The organism is Natrinema pallidum DSM 3751, from assembly GCF_000337615.1.
GTDB classification, from domain to species: Archaea; Halobacteriota; Halobacteria; order Halobacteriales; family Natrialbaceae; genus Natrinema; species Natrinema pallidum.
The window spans coordinates 1-19,973 of sequence record NZ_AOII01000035.1 but is presented as its reverse complement, the minus strand read 5'-3'; the positions used below and the strand labels follow the sequence as shown (position 1 = coordinate 19,973).

At 61.3% G+C, this 19,973-nt stretch carries 21 protein-coding genes; 15 read left to right on the top strand and 6 right to left on the bottom strand.

Features of this window, described 5'->3' with window-relative positions:
• Window positions 1-1,405 precede the first annotated feature (1,405 nt).
• On the bottom strand, window positions 1,406-3,310 hold the full coding sequence (locus C487_RS04960; protein WP_006184592.1) for a DHH family phosphoesterase: 1,905 nt from the start codon (window positions 3,308-3,310) through the stop codon (window positions 1,406-1,408).
• Between the two features lie 122 nt (window positions 3,311-3,432).
• On the bottom strand, window positions 3,433-4,557 hold the full coding sequence (locus C487_RS04955) for an outer membrane protein assembly factor BamB family protein (RefSeq protein WP_006184591.1): 1,125 nt from the start codon (window positions 4,555-4,557) through the stop codon (window positions 3,433-3,435).
• A 207-nt stretch (window positions 4,558-4,764) separates the two neighbouring features.
• On the opposite strand from C487_RS04955, the gene C487_RS04950 reads away from it, so the two are divergent.
• Window positions 4,765-5,262 (top strand): Mov34/MPN/PAD-1 family protein, encoded by a 498-nt coding sequence (locus C487_RS04950; RefSeq protein WP_006184590.1) that lies wholly within the window; start codon window positions 4,765-4,767, stop codon window positions 5,260-5,262.
• Between the two features lie 94 nt (window positions 5,263-5,356).
• Window positions 5,357-5,788: an adenylyltransferase/cytidyltransferase family protein gene (locus C487_RS04945; protein WP_006184589.1), complete on the top strand. Its 432-nt coding sequence runs from the start codon at window positions 5,357-5,359 to the stop codon at window positions 5,786-5,788.
• Window positions 5,789-5,857: 69 nt separating this feature from the next.
• Here the strand turns inward: C487_RS04945 and C487_RS20925 are convergent, their stop codons facing one another.
• Entirely contained in the window at window positions 5,858-6,016 is a 159-nt protein-coding gene (locus C487_RS20925) for a hypothetical protein (RefSeq protein WP_006184588.1), read from the bottom strand.
• Window positions 6,017-6,130: 114 nt separating this feature from the next.
• Window positions 6,131-7,858: a dihydroxy-acid dehydratase gene (ilvD, locus tag C487_RS04940; RefSeq protein WP_006184587.1), complete on the bottom strand. Its 1,728-nt coding sequence runs from the start codon at window positions 7,856-7,858 to the stop codon at window positions 6,131-6,133.
• A 341-nt stretch (window positions 7,859-8,199) separates the two neighbouring features.
• On the opposite strand from ilvD, the gene C487_RS04930 reads away from it, so the two are divergent.
• Both C487_RS04930 and C487_RS04925 read left to right on the top strand, forming a co-directional pair.
• Complete coding sequence (locus tag C487_RS04930; protein WP_006184585.1) at window positions 8,200-9,183, top strand: beta-ribofuranosylaminobenzene 5'-phosphate synthase family protein; 984 nt, start codon at window positions 8,200-8,202, stop codon at window positions 9,181-9,183.
• Between the two features lie 205 nt (window positions 9,184-9,388).
• Window positions 9,389-9,718 (top strand): transcription factor S, encoded by a 330-nt coding sequence (locus tag C487_RS04925; protein WP_006184584.1) that lies wholly within the window; start codon window positions 9,389-9,391, stop codon window positions 9,716-9,718.
• 27 nt (window positions 9,719-9,745) lie between these two features.
• On the opposite strand, the gene C487_RS04920 is transcribed toward C487_RS04925, so the two are convergent.
• Entirely contained in the window at window positions 9,746-12,031 is a 2,286-nt protein-coding gene (locus C487_RS04920) for an amino acid permease (RefSeq protein WP_006184583.1), read from the bottom strand.
• A 679-nt stretch (window positions 12,032-12,710) separates the two neighbouring features.
• Between C487_RS04920 and C487_RS04915 the strand changes: the two genes are divergently transcribed.
• From C487_RS04915 to C487_RS04910, 4 genes are all read left to right on the top strand, one after another.
• Window positions 12,711-13,442, top strand: a complete 732-nt coding sequence (locus C487_RS04915) for a GNAT family N-acetyltransferase (RefSeq protein ID WP_006184582.1) — start codon at window positions 12,711-12,713, stop codon at window positions 13,440-13,442.
• Between the two features lie 81 nt (window positions 13,443-13,523).
• A complete protein-coding gene (locus tag C487_RS20780; protein ID WP_006184581.1) occupies window positions 13,524-13,676 on the top strand; it encodes a hypothetical protein in 153 nt (50 codons plus the stop codon).
• A 188-nt stretch (window positions 13,677-13,864) separates the two neighbouring features.
• Window positions 13,865-14,527: a hypothetical protein gene (locus C487_RS20125; RefSeq protein ID WP_152422469.1), complete on the top strand. Its 663-nt coding sequence runs from the start codon at window positions 13,865-13,867 to the stop codon at window positions 14,525-14,527.
• A 166-nt stretch (window positions 14,528-14,693) separates the two neighbouring features.
• A complete protein-coding gene (locus tag C487_RS04910; protein ID WP_006184580.1) occupies window positions 14,694-15,323 on the top strand; it encodes a tyrosine-type recombinase/integrase in 630 nt (209 codons plus the stop codon).
• Between the two features lie 77 nt (window positions 15,324-15,400).
• Here C487_RS04910 and C487_RS04905 read toward each other — a convergent pair whose 3' ends face one another.
• Window positions 15,401-16,150, bottom strand: coding sequence for a hypothetical protein (locus C487_RS04905; RefSeq protein WP_006184579.1), 750 nt, complete (start codon window positions 16,148-16,150; stop codon window positions 15,401-15,403).
• 591 nt (window positions 16,151-16,741) lie between these two features.
• Here C487_RS04905 and C487_RS20615 point away from each other — a divergent pair.
• The 7 genes from C487_RS20615 to C487_RS04880 all read left to right on the top strand — a co-directional run bounded on the left by C487_RS20615 (window position 16,742) and on the right by C487_RS04880 (window position 19,584).
• Window positions 16,742-16,915, top strand: coding sequence for a hypothetical protein (locus C487_RS20615; protein WP_161605707.1), 174 nt, complete (start codon window positions 16,742-16,744; stop codon window positions 16,913-16,915).
• The gene (locus C487_RS04900; RefSeq protein WP_049907946.1) at window positions 16,912-17,091 is read left to right on the top strand and encodes a hypothetical protein; all 180 of its coding nucleotides are present in this window, start codon (window positions 16,912-16,914) and stop codon (window positions 17,089-17,091) included. The genes C487_RS20615 and C487_RS04900 overlap by 4 nt, the downstream gene beginning before the upstream one ends.
• Window positions 17,081-17,239: a hypothetical protein gene (locus tag C487_RS20610; RefSeq protein ID WP_161605706.1), complete on the top strand. Its 159-nt coding sequence runs from the start codon at window positions 17,081-17,083 to the stop codon at window positions 17,237-17,239. The genes C487_RS04900 and C487_RS20610 overlap by 11 nt, the downstream gene beginning before the upstream one ends.
• Entirely contained in the window at window positions 17,239-17,511 is a 273-nt protein-coding gene (locus tag C487_RS04895; RefSeq protein ID WP_006184578.1) for a hypothetical protein, read from the top strand. The genes C487_RS20610 and C487_RS04895 overlap by 1 nt, the downstream gene beginning before the upstream one ends.
• Window positions 17,511-18,224: a hypothetical protein gene (locus C487_RS04890; protein ID WP_006184577.1), complete on the top strand. Its 714-nt coding sequence runs from the start codon at window positions 17,511-17,513 to the stop codon at window positions 18,222-18,224. The genes C487_RS04895 and C487_RS04890 overlap by 1 nt, the downstream gene beginning before the upstream one ends.
• Before the next feature lie 188 nt (window positions 18,225-18,412).
• On the top strand, window positions 18,413-19,219 hold the full coding sequence (locus C487_RS04885; RefSeq protein WP_006184576.1) for a hypothetical protein: 807 nt from the start codon (window positions 18,413-18,415) through the stop codon (window positions 19,217-19,219).
• Window positions 19,216-19,584: a hypothetical protein gene (locus C487_RS04880; RefSeq protein WP_006184575.1), complete on the top strand. Its 369-nt coding sequence runs from the start codon at window positions 19,216-19,218 to the stop codon at window positions 19,582-19,584. Before C487_RS04885 ends, C487_RS04880 begins: the two co-directional genes overlap by 4 nt.
• Window positions 19,585-19,973 lie beyond the last annotated feature (389 nt).

The following is a 19,973-nucleotide window of genomic DNA, read 5'->3' as shown; positions in this document are numbered from 1 at the left end:
CGTATCCGATGTCTGCTGCCTGTTCATGTCGCGTCCGTTGAACGCTTCCTACGAGACAGTACCGAAATCAGCTCGGGCTAAACACATACGATCTCTGATTCCTCCATGAGCCGTCATCCCGGACATGAAGTGTTGACCCGTCAATTGAACCATCCTATGTATGCTGGATCGCCAGCGTGTCTGGATTCTCTTCAATTAACCCATAATCAGAGTTGGAGGGAAATTAGCTAAAACCGTTGGAATCACCCACCGTTAGCCGATCTTAAAAGAAAAACTAGGTCATAGATGAAAAGCACGATCATACCGAGACCAACTGATATTAGTATTGTTGTCGTGGGGGATGGTAGTGATACAAAGGCATGGAACTGTGTGAAGACCATGATTCCAAGCCAACCAAGGAACTGGTATTCTGAAGGTGGTATCCCTAGTGCAGATCGTCCTAGAATAACTAGGAGTGGAGCAATAACACTCAATCCAATCACAATTCCATAGTTCATAACTAAATTGATATTTTGATATTTGGCAAAATAAAACTATTCACTCACAGGAATACTATAATCACTCACACCAGGGGAACGCAGTTGCTGTGACACCGTCTGGATCACTGATATCCGTATCAGCGAATAAATACGCATAGCGGACACTACAACCTACAGCATCGTTAACAAAGTGGTTGATAGCTCCGTAGATTGTACATCCTGCCGTAACTGCACCTGCAAACGTAATTGCTACCGGAGACGCAGCAACGCCAACTCCGCTAAGTATGAGAGCACCAACCCCAGCAAGCGATCCAAGGCTTACATAAACACAGGATCTTGTTAAATCTACTCGAGGAATAGCGGGGTGAGTTCACGAATATGGCTCGTCAAGACGCTGATGTCCCCTGGTTTGGTCCGAACCAACAGTGGGAATGAATGAATGAATGAAGATTCGATGAGATCGAATGCGCCGCCGAATACGACGACTGAACCGGTCGAGCGCCGTCGAGGTCGCCTGTCACGATCTTGCCGACCTGGTCAAGACTATCTAGCGTGTTCTTGAGCAAGACAATCTCACCCTCAAGCAGCGCCGACCGCTGGCGAACGGGAATTCTCAACGATCGTTCGCTCGTGATATGTTGACGCATTCTAGCACTATGCAGTCTCAAATCGCCATAATAGGCGAACGTATCAGCGCTCGCCTCCTCGAGTCACATATGGCAATCAGTCAACATTCACTCAAATCCGAATATCATTGTCCCGAATGCTCGGGCTCGCTCTCGGCCCGATACGAGTCACTCGCCTGTGACGACTGCGGCTACACGCCGCGTCACGGCGCTGACTGAGCCAGCGATTCGGCTCCTCGAGACAGTCGTCCAGTACCGTCAAAAACGAACCTTCCGCTAATTCACCGCTTGAGTCGCGTTTCAGTCGTCGATCGGGGCCGCACTCGAGAGCGCTTCGTCGATGTCGGCCTCGGCCATCTTTTCGACCAAGGCGTCGATGACTTCCTCGCGTTTGCCGGTCACGAACTTGATCGAGCCGACGACGAGGTGGCCGCCACCCGAGACGCCGCCGCCCGCGATTTCGGCCTCGAGTTCGGAGACCATGTTCGGGATGTCCAGTCGCACGCCGTCGCTCCGAAGCACGGCGAAGTCGGGGCCGTAGCCGACCGTGATGACCGGATCGCCGGTCTCCTCGATCTTCCGGTCGTGGATCTCGCCGGTGGTCTTCCCCGGCGCGGGGTAGGTAAAGCGGTGCGCGTAGTTCTCGACATCGATCCGATAGAGGTGGGCCCCGTTCTCGAGCGTCTCGTGTTCGAGGTGGGGCATCGCGGCGTCGAGTTGCTCGTCGACTTCCTCGCGGCCGCGGTCGGCGAAGAACTCGACGAGTTCGCGGTGGCGCTGTTCGTCGTCGCTGTCGACCTGGAGCAGGTCCTGAATGAGTTGGTCGCCGGAGTTGTAGCGCAGCCAGAAGGCGGCGTAGTCCAGCGCCTCGCTGACGTCCTGCAGGCGGTCCTCGTCGTAGCCTTCCGCGGCGGCCAACTCGAGGTAGTCGTCCATCGCGTCGGCCTTCGAGCGGTCCGAGAGGCCCGCGACGGCGGGGACGTGACGGAGTTCCTCGCCGAGGTCGGGGTAGATCATCCGCGCGAGTTCGACGCAGAGCATCCCCGTGGTGATCCGGTAATCCTCGTCGTGGAGATACGGGTTGACGTGGGCGTCGAGCAGGTCGCCGACCGCGTCCGGATCGGGGTGATGGTGGTCGACGGCGACGATCGGGATGTCGTAGTGAGCCAACGTCTCGTAGGCCGGCACGTCCTCGGCCGTCGAGCCGTTGTCGAGCATCAGCAACAGCGGCAGTTGCTGGCCGTGCTTCTCGCGGTCCTCGAGCGCGAAGTTCAGGTCCCGCGTGGCGTCTTCCATCTCGTAGAAGGGTGCTTTCGCCGGCAGCCGCTTGATGAGGTGACGCGGCGCGTCCTCGTCTTCGTGGACGTCGGCGATGAATCGCTGGAGCGCGATCTGAACGGGGACGGCGGCGCACATCCCGTCACCGTCGGCGTGATGGCGGACGCGGATCGGACGGCCCTCGAGCACCGTCCGCCGGAGCAGTTGCGCGACTTCCTCGAGGTTCGGTCGAAGCTTTTCGAACGCTGGCCAGTCGATCAGCGGCTCGACGTCGTGCGGGGCGGCGCGCTCCTCAAGGGCGTCCTCGAGTCGCTCGCGGGCCGCGTCGGCGTCCGCACCCTCGAGTTTCGAGAGGCCGTCGACCTCGATCTGGACCGAGCCCTCGCGGTGTTCCGGGGTCCCGGTGACGCGAACGATGTCACCGACTTCGATCGAGGGATAGGCCCGGACGCCGGCCTCCTCGAAGGCGGCACAGGGGACGACGCCCTGCTCGTCGGCGACGTGGAAGATCGTCGGTCCGCCGGTCTGTTTGACCTGCGTGACCGTCCCTTCGAGGTGGATCTGGTCGCCGATGGTGCTCTCGAGGCGGTGGGTGCCGGTCAGCGAGTAGTCGTGACCGACATCGTCGACCGTATAGTCGTCGATATCGACCGGCTCGAAGGCCATGTCGCCGTTCTCACGGATGCTCTCGAGTTCGACGACGAGTTCGTCGCCGACGGCGAACGTGCCCTCGAGGACGGATTCGTGGACGAGACCGGAAACGGAGTCGGAGAGATCGACGAAGACGCCGTAGTCGACGATACCGTTGATCTCGGCGAGATAGGGGCGGCCGTGCTCGACATCGTCGGCGGTACAATCGGAAGCGAGATCGTAGACGACGGAATCCCCGTCGTCTGCGCCGGGTTCCCCGGCGGAGTCACGCGTCATCTTGATTCGCCCTTTGAGGTGGTCGCGTATAACCCTTGTCAAGAAGCGATGGGGCTCGAGGGAGTCGATCACCGGCTCTACGGTCTGGCTCCGCTGATCGATGCTCGCGGAGTGACGGGATCTCACTCAGGGGGAGAGAGGGCCCAAAGCGTTCCCTCGCTGGTCTGGGCGAACGCCTGTTCGCCGGCGGCACCGAGTCCGAAACCGCCGGTCGGAAGTGCTGTCTCGGGCCGAGCGAAGAACGACGCGCCGTCGGTCCACGTCACGGTTCCGTCGGCCGTCCCGACGACGAACGTCGCCGTCGTCGATACTGCTCGAGTGACGGGTGCGTCGAACCGCATTTCGTACCGTTCGCTGCCGTCTGCAGCCGAGAGTTCGTACACCGTTCCGAACGTATCCGACGGGGCGGCGTCCGTCGACTCTGCGACGAGCAGCGACGAATCGGTTGCGTGGAACCCCATGATCTCGGCACCGCGACCGAACGGCGTCCGCCACCGATCGGACCCGTCCGCCGCGTCGAGTGCGACGACATCACCGCCACCGCCGACAAAGATCGTGTCGTCGATCGGAACCGGGGCGACGGCGGTTGCGGTTGTCTCCCACTGCGCCGGTCGCCAGCTCCACGAGGTGGTCCCGTCGGTGGGTGAGATCGCAACCACTCCATCCGCGTCACCGAAATAGACCGCGTGATCGTCGGCCGCCAACTGATCGCCCGGGGCGGCGATGACGGTAAAATCCGTTTCGGGGACGTGGGGCTGTTCCCATCGAACCGATCCGTCGGCGGTCTCGAGCGCGGCGAGACCACCGTTTGCAGCATACAGCGTTCCGTTCGCCACGGCCATCGCCGACGAGTGATTGGAGACCGTCTGCTGCCACCGCTGTGTCCCCGTCCGGGCATCGAAAGCGGCGATCCGTGACCGCCCTGAATCCCGTTTTTCGCCGACGTACACGGTGCCGTCGGCGGCGACGAGACCGGTCGGTCGTCCGAACTCGTGTTCCCACTGCTGTTGTCCCGTTTCCGTATCGAACGCGACCAGCTGCCCGGTTTCGAGGCCACCGTCGCGGCTGCCACCCGCGGCGACGACTCCGTCGGTAGTAACTGGTGACGCGAAGGCACCCGGCTCGGGGACTGAGGCCGACCAGTCAGCTCCGTCCGGCTCACGAAACCAGGGTACCGATACGCAGCCGGCGATCCCGGACGAGAAGATGCCGACGCCAGTAGCGAGCACCGAGCGGCGGGAGGACATCGCTCGATAGTAGCTGGGGGAGGAGAATATGTCTTTTGAATAACCATAGGGCGGGTGAAACTGTCTCGGCTCATTGGCGGCCATGGGCGGAGTTGAACACGTTCGAATCGTGCACCCAGCCCGCTGTCGCCGTCCGGTCGACTGCACAGCGCTCGAGACAACCGGTGCATCGGAACGTTTAGCAACCGCAAGGCCGCACGTGGGGATATGGGGCTGTTCGACGCGCTGTTTCGCTCGAGCGAGATCCTCGGTATCGCCGAGGAGACTCTCGAGTTCGCCCTCGAGTCCTCCGAGGAGACCCACCCGAACGAGTACATGGGGTTTCTCCGGGGGACCGAGGCCGATCGCCTGGGACTGGACCGGGATGGCCTGGTCATCACGGACGTGCTCGTGGTCCCCGGGACCGAGACCAACAGCGTCAGCGCGACCGTCAAGACGAACCAGATTCCGAACGACGTGAAGGCGCTGGGGAGTATCCACTCCCACCCCAACGGGGTGATCAGGCCCAGTAACGCGGACCTGGATACGTTCGGCCGCGGGAGCGTCCACGTCATCATCGGCGCGCCCTACCGCCGGACCGACTGGAAGGCGTTCGATTCGAAGGGCCAGCCGACCACGTTGAACGTGATCGATGTCGACCTGCCCGATACGGAGGACTTCTTCGATTTCACGCAGGCGGATATCGACGAGGAACTGCGACGATGAGACTCGCTATGCTCGAGACGATGTCATCAGTGACTACCGGACCGACGACGGGATCGACGCGGAAACCGCCGGCGACAGCAGGGGGGGCCGACGGATGACACGGACCGTCATCGCCCAGGGCACCTTCGACATCCTCCACCCCGGCCACGTCCACTATCTGGAGGAGGCCGCGGCGATGGGCGACGAACTGTCGGTCATCGTCGCCCGCAAGGCCAACGTCGATCACAAGGAGACGCCGATCTGTCCGGCGACCCAGCGCCGCGACGTCGTCGGCGCGCTCGCGGCCGTCGACGAGGCCCTGCTCGGCCACGAGGAGGACATCTTCGTTCCCATCGAGGAGATCGATCCCGACGTGATCGCGCTCGGTCACGACCAGCACCACGACGACGAGGCCATCGCGGCCGAACTCGAGCGACGGGGGATCGACTGCGAGGTTCGCCGGGCGAGCGGCCGCGAGACCGACGACGAGCAACTGCTCTCGACGCGACTGATTATCGACCGGGTCCTCGAGCGGCGAGGGGACTGACACGCGGCGCGGCGGCCCGGCTCGCGGTGCTCGCTTCGACTCGCCGACGCCGCGGCGATGGACACGCGATTAGTTCTCGAGGACGGCCGTCGGCGGCGGCAGCCGAAGCGAATCGACCGTATGCCCCGTCTCGACGAAGTGCTCGATCGCCTTCTCCGAGACTTCCTTTTCGGTGTAACCGTCGGCAGTACTGATCTGCCAGTCACACTCGAGGCAGTACTTACACATCCGTCTCTCTATCCGGGAGTCGGTCACAAAGGCGGGAAAGACTCGTGCAGGAAATCGAAGGGGGTCTCTGCGGGTGGGAAAGCGAACGTGGCCGATCCGTCGCCGTCGACCGCGCTACTCGTCTTTGACGCCGGGGTTGGTCACGGCACCGTTGGCCGCCGACCCGAAGTCACGGCCGTACTTCGCCAGTACCCCGGTAGTGTACTGGGGCTCCGGCAGGTCGTGGTCCGCGAGGCGCTGTTCGATCTCCGCGTCGGAGAGGTCCACGGAGAGTTCGAGGTCGTCGATGTCGATGGTGATCGTATCGCCGTCCTCGAGTGCGGCGATGGGGCCGCCGGCCGCGGCCTCGGGGGCGACGTGGCCGATGGAGAACCCGCGAGTCGCGCCCGAGAAGCGGCCGTCCGTGAACAGGGCGACGTCCTCGGCGTGGCCCTGGCCCGCCACGGCGGAGGTAACGCCGAGCATCTCGCGCATGCCGGGGCCGCCGCGTGGCCCCTCGTTGCGAATGCCGATGACGTCGCCGGATTCGACGTTCCCCTCCTGGACGTAGGCCATCGCGTCTTCTTCCTGTTCGAAGATCCGAACCGGTCCCTCGTGGTGGAGGTGGTCCTCGCCGGTGATCTTGATGACCGCGCCCTCGGGCGCGAGGTTGCCGGTGAGGATGCGGATGGCACCGCGCTCGTGGATCGGGTCGTCGACGGTATGCAGGAAGTCGGCGTCGAGGTCTTCGATCGCGGGCGGGTCGGCCCGCTCGATGGCCTCGGCCATCGTCTCGCCGGTAACGGTCAGCGCGTCGCCGTGGAGCAGGTCGGCCTCGAGCAGTTCGCGCAGGACGACGGGGACGCCGCCGACCTCGTGGAGGTCGTTCATCACGCGCTCGCCGCCGGGCTGGAGGTTGGCGATCTTCGGCGTGCGGGCGCTGATCTCGTTGAACGTCTCGATGTCCAGGTCGACGCCGGCCTCGGCGGCCATCGCCAGCAGGTGGAGGACGGCGTTGGTCGAGCCGCCGACGGCGACCTGCAGGGCGATGGCGTTCTCGAAGGAGGCCTCGCTGAGGAAGTCGGAGGGTTTCCGCCCTTCCTCGACGGCCTCGACGGCGATCTCGCCGGCCTCGCGGGCGACATCGTACCGGGACTCGTCCTCGGCGGGCGGGCTGGCACTGCCCAGCGGCGCGAAGCCGATCGCCTCGGAGATCGACGCCATCGTGTTGGCGGTGAACATGCCGCCACACGAGCCCGCGCCGGGGCAGGCGTTGCGCTCCATCTCGTCGAGTTCGTCCGGGCTCATCTCGCCGTCGGCGACGGCACCGACGCCCTCGAAGAGGTTCTGGACGGTGACCTCCCGGCCCTCGTGTTCGCCGGGCATGATCGAGCCGCCGTAGAGGAAGACGGAGGGGAGATCGGTCCGGATCGCAGCCATCATCATCCCGGGCATGTTCTTGTCGCAGCCGCCGATCGTGACCAGTCCGTCCATGCGCTCGCCGAACGACACCAGTTCGACGGAGTCGGCGATCAACTCCCGGGAGATCAGCGAGGCCTTCATCCCTTCCGTGCCCATCGAAATGGCGTCGGAAATGGTGATCGTCCCGAACTCGATGGGCATGCCGCCGGTCTCATCGACCCCCTCGAGCGCGGCGTCGGCGACGTCGTCGAGGTGGACGTTACACGGCGTGATGTCGGCCGCCGGATTCGGAACGCCGATCATCGGCGACCCGAAGTCGTCGTCGTCGAACCCCATCGCACGGAACATCGCTCGGTGCGGAGCCTTGTCCGGCCCCTCCGTCACTTCGCGACTCCGCAACTGCTCGTCTTTCCCGTAGTCGAACTCGTCGTCGCTGCTCATGGGTTGAGCTTGATTCGCACAGGCATAAGTTACCCTTTCTCGGCCAACTGTTCGGTCGCGATCGGGTCTGCCTCACCGGTTCGGGACGGCCCCGGGGAATACCGTCCGGGCGGCCCGAGCTCGGAGCCGAGCCGTCGGCCGGTCGGATGTGAATCGCTGCCGGTACCACGACGAGCAACAGCGCCGCGCACGGATGGATGGCGGCCAGGACTGAGCACAGCCGCGACCGATCGTCGGGATTGCTCGCCGTCGTCGACTCGAAGCAGCGCGGTTTCGACAGTCTCAGTCGTTGCCACCGTCGAAACCCCCTTCCCGAGGGGCTCCGTAGCCGGCGGTGTATCATGACGACCGCGACCGTTAGCGCGGGGGCGCGGCTCCACGTCGGCTTCCAGAACCTTTCGCTCGCTCGCGAGCGACTCTACGGCGGGATCGGTATCGGGCTCGCGGAACCGCGGGTTACCGTCACTGCCGAGCCCGCCACCTCGATCGTCGCCGCCGATCCGCTGCTCCGGAACTACGCGAACCGCGCCGTCGACGTGCTGGCGGTCTCCGGTGTCACGATCACGCTCGAGGGGTCCCTGCCCCGCCACGTCGGCCTCGGAAGCGGGACCCAGCTCGCGCTCGCCGTGCTGACGGCGACGGCGCGAGCGCACGGCCTCGAGCCGCGGAGCCGCAACCGCGCGCCGGCGATGGGACGGGGCGGCCGCAGCGGCGTCGGGGTCGCGACGTTCGAGGCCGGCGGCTTCGTCGTCGACGCCGGGCATCCGACTACCCGGTTTACCACCGAGCCGCCGGCGGAAGGCGACTGGACGGTGCCACCCGTCGTCGCCCGTCACGACCTGCCGCCCGAGTGGCGGTTTCTGGTCGTCGTTCCGGACGCGGACCCCGGCCGCAGCGGCGACGACGAGGACGCGAGCATGCGTGCCGTCGTCGAACGCGCCGATCCCGCCATCGCGGACGAGATCGCCGGCGTCGTTACCCGCAAACTGCTGCCGGCGGCCGCCGCGGGCCGCCTCGAGCCTTTCGGCGAGGCCATCGCGGAAATCGGCCGCAAGAACGGTGCCTGGTACGCCGACGCCCAGGGTGGCGTCTTCCGGCCGCCCGCGGGCGAACTCGTCGAATCGCTCGAGGGCTGTCCGGTCCTCTCGGGCGTCGGCCAGTCGTCGTGGGGGCCGGTCGTCTACGGCGTGACCGACGCCGCCCACGCCGACGAGGCCGCTGCCGCTGCCCGGGACGCGCTCGCGGATCGCGGACTCGAGGGAGAAGTCGTCCTCGCTGCGCCGGCGGGGACCGGGGCTCGAATCCGGACGACCGGCGACCAGTAGAACGGGGTGGAGACGGATCGCAGCGCACGGCGTCGGGATGGGCGGGCACGACTTGCTCGGACCGCCGACCTCGAGACGGCGAGCGAACCCGGCGCGAACCGTCCGTTCGCGGTCGACGAACCCACGAAAGCGCACACTGGAGCCGGAGACCGGCGTCGGACGGGCGACTGGAGTGTTTTTGCGTACCGAGTCCGTACGTGACGATATGCAATTCTGTGACGACTGCGGTTCGATGATGAAAGCGCGGGGCGATCGCATGGTCTGTACGAACGACGACTGCGGGGCCTCGAACGAGCGGGACCGCGAGCAGGAAGACGCGTTCGTCACGACGGAGTCACAGACCGACGGCGACGTGATCGAGTCCAGCGAGGAGGCGAACTTCGAGGGCAAACCGAAGGCGACGGACGTCATCTGTGACGAGTGCGGTGCCGAGGAAGCGTGGTACACGCTCAAACAGACCGCCTCGGCCGACGAGCCGCCGACGCGGTTTTTTAAATGCACCGACTGCAAAAACAAATGGCGAGAGTATAATTGAGGTGGGGGGTCGGTCCCCAGTACGACGCTATTCTTGTTTCGTACTCCCGAGCAGCCGTTCACGCAGGGTCCGCTGGCGAGCCGTCTGAGCGAGTAACACTGCACACTCGACATCGTCGAGGATATCCAAGACCGGCGATCCTCGGACCAATCGGGACAACAGTCCGCGCTCGGTCGCACCGATCACTACGAGGGTTGCATCCGTGACCGCATCGCTGATGGCGGTCTCGACATCTCGGTCGTCGACAACCAGGTCGGCGTCAGCCAGCCCGTTTTCGGCGGCCCACTCCTCGAGGAACTGTTCGCCCGCCTCGGTGGTCTCGTCATCGGAAAGCGCGTGCAGAACCGTCACGTCGGAGTCGAACTCGTTGCGAAGCAACCGGGCAACCTCTGCACCGAGCACCGAGTCGGGGCCGCCAGCAGTTGGCAAGAGGATCTGCGATGGATCGAACCCGCGCTCTTTCAGTACCAAGAAATCACAGGGAAGGTCGTGGGTTAGTTCATCGAGACGCGATTCGGCCCGGTCACGAGAGGCGGACCCCCAGCCCATGACGACCTGGTCAGCGTCGAAGGTACGGGCAGCGTCGAAGACCTCCTCGAACGATCGGTGTGACAACACTGTATGCGTCTCGATGGGAACGCCAAACGTCTCGGCGTCGGTACGTGCCTGCTCGAGCAATTTCTTCGATTCGGCGTTGCGCTGTTCGTTCTGCTCGGCACGTTCAAGCGGCGTCTGGTCGGGTACCTGAACGATGTGGACTGCATGAACCGTGCCGTTACGTTGCTTTGCGATGGCACCGCCGAGCGTGATCAGCTCTGTTTCGGTTCGGGGGTTGGCCAATGGAACCATTACGCGGAAATCGCCCCCGTCCGGAACACTGGAAGTCGGTCGGATCGAGTCGGCCGCCGCCACTGCAGCGTCGGGCATCTTCTCGGAGCGGTCGAGGACCCAATCGGCGAAGATGCCGGCGTTCTCGACGCGCTGTCGCGCGTACAACAGATACCACACGCCTGCGAAGACGACGAGTCCCGACGAGAGCAGAATAACGTATGGTTCAATGTACGCGATCAGTGCGAACGACGAAACCGCCCCGATAATCGGAACGAAGGGGTAGAGCGGAACCTCGAAGTCGGGATCGTAATCGGCGGGTTCGGCCTCTCGCATGACGATCAGCGCGACGTTCAACAAGCCGTAGACGATCAGATGCAGCACCGAGCCGGCTGTCGACAGGAACTCGAGGTTGCCGAAGAAGAGGAAGCCGATAATAAGTGTGCCGGTGATCAGAATCGACTTGTACGGCGTCCCGAACCGGTGGTGAATATCGTTGACTGACGGCGAGATGATCTTCTCGCGTCCCATCGCGAAGTTGATCCGCGAGGAAGAGAGGATCGATGCGTTCGCACTCGAGGCCGTCGCAAGCAGGCCGCCGAGCAACAGCAGCCCCCAGCCGAGCGTCCCCAAACTGAGGCCGAAGACGCTGTACTGGCCGAAGAGCAATTCGGCAGCATCAACGACGGCCTTGTCGTTGTTCGCCACCAGTTCGTTCGGAACCGCTGCAAGCAAGACAACGAGAAACAGGGCGTAGACGACGGTGACGATGACGACCGACCCGATAACCGCCAGCGGGAGGTTCCGGCCGGGGTTCTTGATCTCTTCGGCGACCGATGTGATCTGGACGAAGCCGAGGTAGGAGACGAAGACGATAGCAGTCACCGGGAGTACGTTACTGGTCGTCCCCGGCGGCGCGAACGGTCGCAACGAATCGAGGTTCGCGTTCAGGAGGCCGACGACGGTGAAGACGCCGAGAATGCCGAGTAGCGTGAGGACGATACCGATCTGGAGGCCGCCGGTCTCCTTGGCTCCGATGTAGTTGATGGTGATAAACAGCACCGCCCCGATGAGTCCGATCGTCTGGGCCGCGGATATCGTCATCGGGCCGAGCGCGAGCGCCGGGGCACCGACGAGTTCGTTGACGTACTTGCCGAAGCCGTACATGTAGAACGCGGACGCGAACGCCAACCCAAGCCAGTTCGCCCAGCCGCTTATCGACCCGAAAAGCGGTCCGAGCGCACGGTTAATATAAAAGTAGACACCGCCGGACTTGGGCATCGCCGTCCCCAGTTCCGAGGCCGATAGCGCCGTGAACAGTGCGGTGACGCCGCCAATGACGAACGTCAGTGCCGCGAGTGGACCCGCTTGAGCGACGGCGGTGCCCGGCAGCACGAAGATTCCAGCCCCGATCATCGTGCCGATACCGATCGCGATCGCAGAGAGGAGTCCGAGGTCTTTCGCGAGTTCCTCGTCGGCGCTCATACGGGAACACCACCGCATAGCGCACGCTCGTTCGCCAATCCCGACACTCCATTCGATAGCAGCCACCCCGGTGGATCGCACGTTCGAGTTCGGATATTCATTGGATCGAAGTTCACGAGGTGACGATGATAAACCCCAGGATTGCGTTATTGAATCCGTAGTGTCATACTCCGCCATTGCTGTTTATCAGAACGTCTTCGAAAGCGCACGTCTCTTCCCCACTCCTCGAGCGACCAGGTATCGTACACGGCGGGCTCGCCGCCGTTCATGTGTGTTACACACCGAACAGTTCGGTTTTGTGGGAGTACTCCAGGTCGTCCTGGTCATAGCCCGGTTCGTCAGTAATCGCCCGGTCGGCAGTGACCGGTCGCCATCGGGGCGTGTCGGACCCCTCGAAGCGAAATCACTTGTGGAGGACGCGGTCCTCGGTCGGAGCGAACTCGAGAATAACTGCACCACGAACGAAGACGGATTCGGTCAGACGACGATGCTGTCGGACGGAGGCGACGAACGTTCGCATGGGGCAATCTGGAATGGGACGTATTGGCTGACTCCCAGCGGATGCGACCCGCCGGAGGCGCAACCGAAGCGGGTCTCGGCTCGTGAAGGGGTGCTGACGGACAACAGTTGTACGATACCACGGAACAAGGAATAAGCGGACGGCGTGCGTACCGAACGTATGGACGCGATTGAACGGCCGACGTTTGCGTCCGAAGCCAGCAGACGTATTTACGAATACGTCGAACGGCACGGGACCGTCGAACGGCAGAAAGTACCCGATATCATGTCCCTCCCGGCCGAGGAGTTCCGGACGTGCCTCGCGGAACTGAAATCGGACGGCTATCTCGAAGAGGAGGATGGCACCCTTCGAATCGCCCTCGAGTTCGGTGCCGTCGAGAAACACGAACTCGACGAGTTCACCGTGACGGTTCGACCCGCTCGGCAGGCCGATTTCGACGGTCTCGTCGATACCATTCGGGACGTCACGGCCGAGGAGTCGTACGTCGTCGCCGAAACGATCGCCGAACAGTTGTTGTACGAAAATACCGTTACCAGGCACAACACGGTGCGGTCTCGGCGATTCTTCGTTGCAACCGTCGACGGCGACGTCGTCGGCTGGACCCACCTCGATCTTCAGCAGGTCGACCCGGTCCGGGAGGTTGCCCAACAGACCGTCGGCGTCCGCGCGGCCTATCGGGGCCACGGGATCGGGAGCAAACTCCTGCAGCGAGGGATCGAGTGGGCCGAAGCGAACGGGTATCGGAAGGTCTACAACAGTATTCCCGTCGTCAACGAGACCGCTCTCGAGTTCCTGACCGTCCACGGCTGGGACACCGAGGCGATCCGCAAGGACCATTACACGATCGACGGCGAGTACGTCGACGAGGTGATGATGGCGTACGAGTTGTAGCCGTTGCCGGCGAGTGAGCCGCGTCGCCCCGACTCGGGGCACAACGTTCACGTCCGTTCGGACGAATCGGTCGGTAGACGAATGTCCGACGGGCCCCGACTCCCGGGCGTCGAGGGCGAGGACGACGAGGACCGCATCGTCTGCCACGTCGACGCCGATTGCTTCTACGCCGCCTGCGAGCGGCTGCGCGAGCCCTCACAACCCCGCTACGTCTGGCGTTTTCTACCGTCGTAATCTACGACACGAGGGTATGAGTCCATGCGTGGCGTGCGTGTTTCTGTCTTAGACCAACGCCGTACTGGGCTTCACGTGTGTCTACCGTTTCGACCGCCTAGAATCTTTCCCCGTCGCAACGTGAGTAGACTTCGACCGCGCTAAACGAATCCAAAATTATATTTGCAAGGCTCTCGGCTACTCTACCCATGGTCATATTCGTATTCTTGGGGTTGGTAGTATGGCTTTCCTCCGCACTATGGGTTGGAATCAGCGCGGAATCTACGGGGCGAAACCCGTGGGCTTGGTTCGTTGTAACCCTAGTTTTTGGAATATTTGCATTGTTAGTCTATTGGGCTACAAACCCGCCGAGAGAGGAGAATAAATATAATGGTAAGTGGTCGTTCACCTCGTTTGCAAGTTATATACTCGTTCTTTTCGCCAGTATGATTATTGGAGGAATAATCGCCGCAATTATCGGGTCTTCTGTCGAGTATATGGAAACCTATTCAGATAGGTCACAATCAATTGGAGAATCAATACTCTGGAGCGGTATCTTTCTTTCAATCGCAGTTGGATTTATAACGAACCTCTTCCGTCGCCACATGGATACTGGTGAATTAGCCAGTTTCCCGACGGGTGTCTCGTCCTATGAGTTCAGAGCGATTGGTGTGTTTAGTATCCTTTTCTCGCTTCCAGTAGTAACACTCTCACGCACGACCACTTTTCAGGCATATACAGTGGCTCAGTCGCTTGTCGGATTACTCTTTATTCTCTCTGCAATCTGTGTTATTGTTGTTTCTGTGTGGTCACTAGAATTGGGCCGTCCTATTGGGGGATTATATGACTACATAGAAGAGTCGATTAAGTGACGCGTTTCCCGCGACAATCCACCCCCACCCCAGTGGAGTATGGGACCCGCCCGCTCAGTAATTTCGACGGGGAGTACGCGGGATAACTGAGTTTTGGAGTCTGTTTGCAGAAACCCAAACTCACTAGGAGGTGGAGTGTATTCGTTTATGTACGGACGTGTCCCAAATGCCCGCTTCAACAGATTCCCAAACTCAACAGTCCGACCCGAAAGCCCGCGTCTGGCTCAAACCCGAGCAAATAGACGCCATGCGGAACGCCACAGTGGAGAACAGCGCGGACTATCTCGCCACGCGGAACGACGCACTATTAGCCCTCTTAGCGGACACGGGACTACGTGTCGGTGAGGCGGTCGCGGTAGACGTGAGCATGATTGACTTCGAGGACGGTGTACTCATGTTGCCCGCAGACATCCAGAAAGACTACCCGAACGATAACAGCCCGACCTACACCGAGATTGAACTGTCGGGGGAGACGGTTCGCACGCTACGGACCTATCTCTCGAATCGGTGGAAAGACCCCGAAGCCCTCTTTCCCTCCCGTCAGTCCGACCGCATGACTACCGAGAGTGTCCGTAACGTCGTTCAAGACGCCGCCAGTGACGCCGAGATACAACCCTACACAGTTGAGGGACGTGGCGACCCGACGGACGTAACCCCGCACGCATTACGCCATAGCGTCGCCTATCGTATGATGAACCGAGAGGACGGAAACACCTTGTACGACGTTCGGAATCGCCTCCGCCACCGTTCGATTCAGACGACGGAACGCGTCTACGACCACCTTGACAGAGTGTAAGCGACAGCGACCGCGTGGGGAGACGGTCCCTTCGGTCCCTCCCTCTCCGCGTTCGGACTACGCGCCCGCATTAACCGCTAATTCTGGAATGTAATCGGTTCCGCAACCTCCGACAGCGACAGCCCAACGCTGTCGAGTAGTTCGAGGGCGTCGTAATGCGGGACCACCACCACGTCGTCGTCGTGGTGATAGCGACACGTCGGGCTGTCCTCCGCGTAGCCCTCACCGTCGTATTCAGCGGTCGTAACGCCACGCTTGGAAAGTAGCCCGCGGAGGTGGTCGCCCGACACGTCCCACGCTCGAACGTCAAGGTGGAGCGACCCGAACAGTAGTCCGACCCACGCCCCGACCGTAGCGACGAGTAAGCGGAGTGTGGGGTGTTCGAGGTGGTCAACGCCCGTTGGTCCCTCGTAGTCCAAAGACGGGTGTGGGACTGTCGTGAACGCCCACAGGTCGCTACAGTCGGACACCGCTACGTCAGTGTTGTACCGACGACTCGAACGGTCGGCTACGTCACTCGCGGATTGCTGAACCCAAGGGTCGCCCGCAACCCACCCAAGGGTGTCCGAAACGTCCCGAATCCACGCCTCTGACGTGGAGTATACCTCTAATCGGGAATTTGCGGTTTCACGGCGGACGGTCGCCCCGCGGAGTATCAGATAGTCTATGATTCCGCGCTGACGGTCGGATAGTTCGGGACGGTGGTCGCCGTGGTAACGGAAATGTGTTCCAAGTTCCTCGAATCGGTCGCCACAAGTCGGACACCTGTTCATATCCATCACGTAATTGTCGGACAAATCGCCGTAGAAAACGACGACTCCGCGCATTTTTGACCGTTCTCGCAATCCCATTCTCCCCCATCTACGTTGTACGTGAGTCGTTCAACGCCAGTCCGCCACGTCGCGGACGGACAGCGGAGTATCTGAACGATTCGCTCGAAAGAAGTCGCCATATCAGTAGTACGCTAAAGGTCACGTAAATAGGGGAGAACCAGTGTAGAGCGACTGAACGCCCATCTGTAGGCGGGCGTGGTAGTCAGTTCCACACTGTTGAATCGCCAGCAAAGTCCCTTTCTCCAACGGACAAGCCCTCGAACCGTCCGTTCGGGTCCCGCCCCGTTGTAGCCCCGCAACCTCACGGTGGTTCTCCTACTATTCCACCGCCACCACTCTCCTACTCCCCCTATACTACTAACGTTGAAGGTGGGTACATAAAGGGGGTGTAGTGAGAGGCGACCGAGGCGAGAAGGTGGCGAGTCTATTCACTCTGATTACGATAGAAGTGGGGCGGACGTTCAACGCGACGACGAACTTCGAGAATATCCGAACCGCCGTACTCCCCGAAATCCACCGCGTGACACTCGTCAGTACATCTTAATATGAAGGGGGCGAGTTGAACGCCCCGTTCAACGAGAAGATATGACCGACGAAACCAGAGAACACGCTATTCGCGTGAACGAGACGGACGCACAGATGTTGAAGACCGCGAAAACCGAGTTTGAGGCGGATGTCCCACTCGGTTTCGTTGCGCGGGTTGGAGCGCGAAAGATTATCGAGGACAGCGACGACGACGAGACGGTGACTATCGCGTGACTGAAATCGTAGAGGATTGCGCCCGCGAAGACTGTCAGCAATTCGGACAATACCCCGACGAGAAGGGGTATCAGTTCTGTCGGGACCACTACGACGGTCCCGCTGATTTCACCCACGTTCCCGACGACGAACGTCGAACCGAACTAACCGAGAGTTACAGCAACTATGACGACTGAATACGAACCCGACTACACCGACAGAGACGTTCCCGAGAATGTGACCGACGGCGAACCGAAGTACCTGATTGAACTGGAGAACGCGGACGGGGAGTCCACGACTGCCCGCCGTTCGACTGGCGCGAAGCGACGGGAGAGTGACAAGTAATGTCGGAAATCCGAGTTATTGACCGACACGTCGAAGCGTTCGACACTGTGTCTGTGTCGGAAAAGGCGACCCCGAAGTACGACCGCAACGACGGGCGGATTCGCGCCGCCTATCCCGCGGACGCCAGCGACGAGCGCGAATACGTGTTTAGCATCTACCGCTACGGTGACGCGGACACGTTCGAGGTGGCGGACGGGGCGAAGATTCTCGACTACGGCGAAGGTGTCGCCCACGTTCTGACGCCCGCGGACGCCTACAAGGGTGACGAGTAATGTACGATATTGAAAACGCCCGACGGCGCGACGGTGACGCCGCGGAGGACCGTAGCGACCGAGTGGACGAAATCCTATCTCGCCCGCGTCTCGGCTACGAGGAAAGCGACCCGTTGCCCGAATCGTTCGAGGACTACGACGAGTATCCCGAACAGCCCGACGACTTGACGACGCCCGAAGCCCGCCAGTTCGTCACTGAACTGTTCGCCAGCGACTTGGTGAACAGTATTGACGACGCAATCGCGGAGACGACGCCCGCGACGGGAGATAGTCAGATTGTCCGTGAGTGGCGTGAGGCGTTCCTCAAGGCGGTCGAACTGTTCGGTGGAGAAAGCCCCGAAGGTGGCGACGAACGCAACGAGAACGACGCTGATAGCCGTCTCGCGGAACTGACGGGCGACTACCCCGACGATATGGTGACGCCCTCGAACCCGCTTGTCGTCGGGCGTCTCTACGCGGGACTCGGACTCTCCACCGACGAGATAGCGGACGTGTTCAGCGACGAGAGCGACCGACGAGTCAAGCCCGACCAGATTCGCGCCACACTCCGCAACACGGGACTGATTACAGCGACCGAGAACGAGGACAGCGACCCGTCCCACAAGTTGGGTGGAACGTCGCTGAATTTCTCGGAAAGTGGAGACGTTGGGGCGAACATCAACAGCGAAGCAGTCGCGCGTGACCCCACTATCTCGGTCGAACGCGACGAATAGAGTAACGACTATCCCATTTGACAGCGCCCGCGGAGAAGGTCCGACGAGTAGACTCGTCTATCTCGTCGCGGTTACGCGAGCGAACCGCGAAGCGAGTTCCACGGGACCCGACTCATAACCCAAACTAATATACGGGTTCCAGATTATTAAAACCTTCGCTTGCGGGTGCTGTCGCAAATATTCTGACTATGAGCAGTCAACAGCAAAGCGACAGCAACAGTAGCACAGTTCAATGGATTGACAGCGACGACAATCTCGACCGTAGTCCCGCCAGCGCGTCACCGTTCGCCCGACCGAACGAGAACAGCGGGACAAAAGTCCGCGGACGGGAGTACGACGCGAGTACGACCGACGGACGGAAACTCTCGACCCGTGACAGCGCGAAACGTGGCGACGAGAGTGGGCGGAAACTCGGGTCGCAAATCAGCAAGAGCGATTGCGACACCGAACAGTGGGAACGCCTCCGCAAACGCGACGAGGAAATCCTGACGTTCGACAGCGACCGTTACGACGCGGAGGGCGACGACTACTTAGACCTACACCGCGGCGCTGGTGTCGAGACGAACGGGAACGACCGCATACGGAGTATGACACTTATGGCGGTCGTCTCGAACGTCGCGGAGGAACTGAACGCCGACGGCGCGACGGAAAACGAAGCGCGGACTCTCGTCGCCTCACTTGACGAAAGCGAAACGAACGGGCGGAAGTTCGAGGCGACCGCGACGGCGGCGCTTGTCCTCGCCAGAGACGAGTTTGTAGCGACGAGAATCCACAGCATTAGCGCCGAAAGCGCGGAGGTTCAGCAGATACAGAGTACGCTTGAACGCGCCACGTCGCCCGCTGAACGGTTCCGCGTTCTGAACAACCTACACCACGTCACCGACGACGAACGCATACAGCGCGCCCTACAGCGCCGTCTTGACGCGGAGAACGTCGCGGACGAACACGGGTTCGTTCTCAAGACCGCGGTCGAAAATGTCGAGTGGTCGAAATGACGGAATACTCCGCGGAGGGCGTCGGGACGGGTCCCGACTCTCAAGGCGGACCACCGTCCGCCGAGGACCACGAATACGATTGCGACGTTCCGAGCGACGAAATCACGAGGTTGTTGGTCGAACTTGATAATCCGTGGAAATCAAAGCGAGTTCTCCAATATTTCCACGAGGAACTGAAATATTCGACCCGAGAAATGGCGGACTTGTTCGGTCCACAACGTCAGACACTCCAAGATGTAGCCCGACCGATGGATGGGTTCTCATTCCACCAACGGAACGGGAGAATGACGGCTATGGACTTAGAACAGCGCGAACTTGACGACTACGACGACACAGAGGACACGGGGCTATCTGATTTCATCTGACGTAAGCCCCACCACTCCCCCTTTATGTACCCACCTTCAACGTTAGTAGTATAGGGGGAGTAGGAGAGTGGTGGCGGAACCACAACGAGGCGGTGGAGGACTACCGTGGGGTTGCGGGGCCACAACGAGGCGGAACCCGAACGGACGGTTCGAGGACTTGTCCGTTGGAGAAAGGGACTTGTAGGTCATTAGCGTGGAGAGAATTACCACGCCCGCCTACAGATGGGCGTTCGTTTTCTTACGCTAATTCTCTCACTGTATTCAAAACTGGATAGCCGTTGCTATCGGATTTTGAATTATTGGTATGTGTTTACCCCCAGAAATCGCAGGAGGACAGTAGGTTCAAAATCGGGGAATTCAATTAGAAATCCGGTATGTGTTTACCCCCA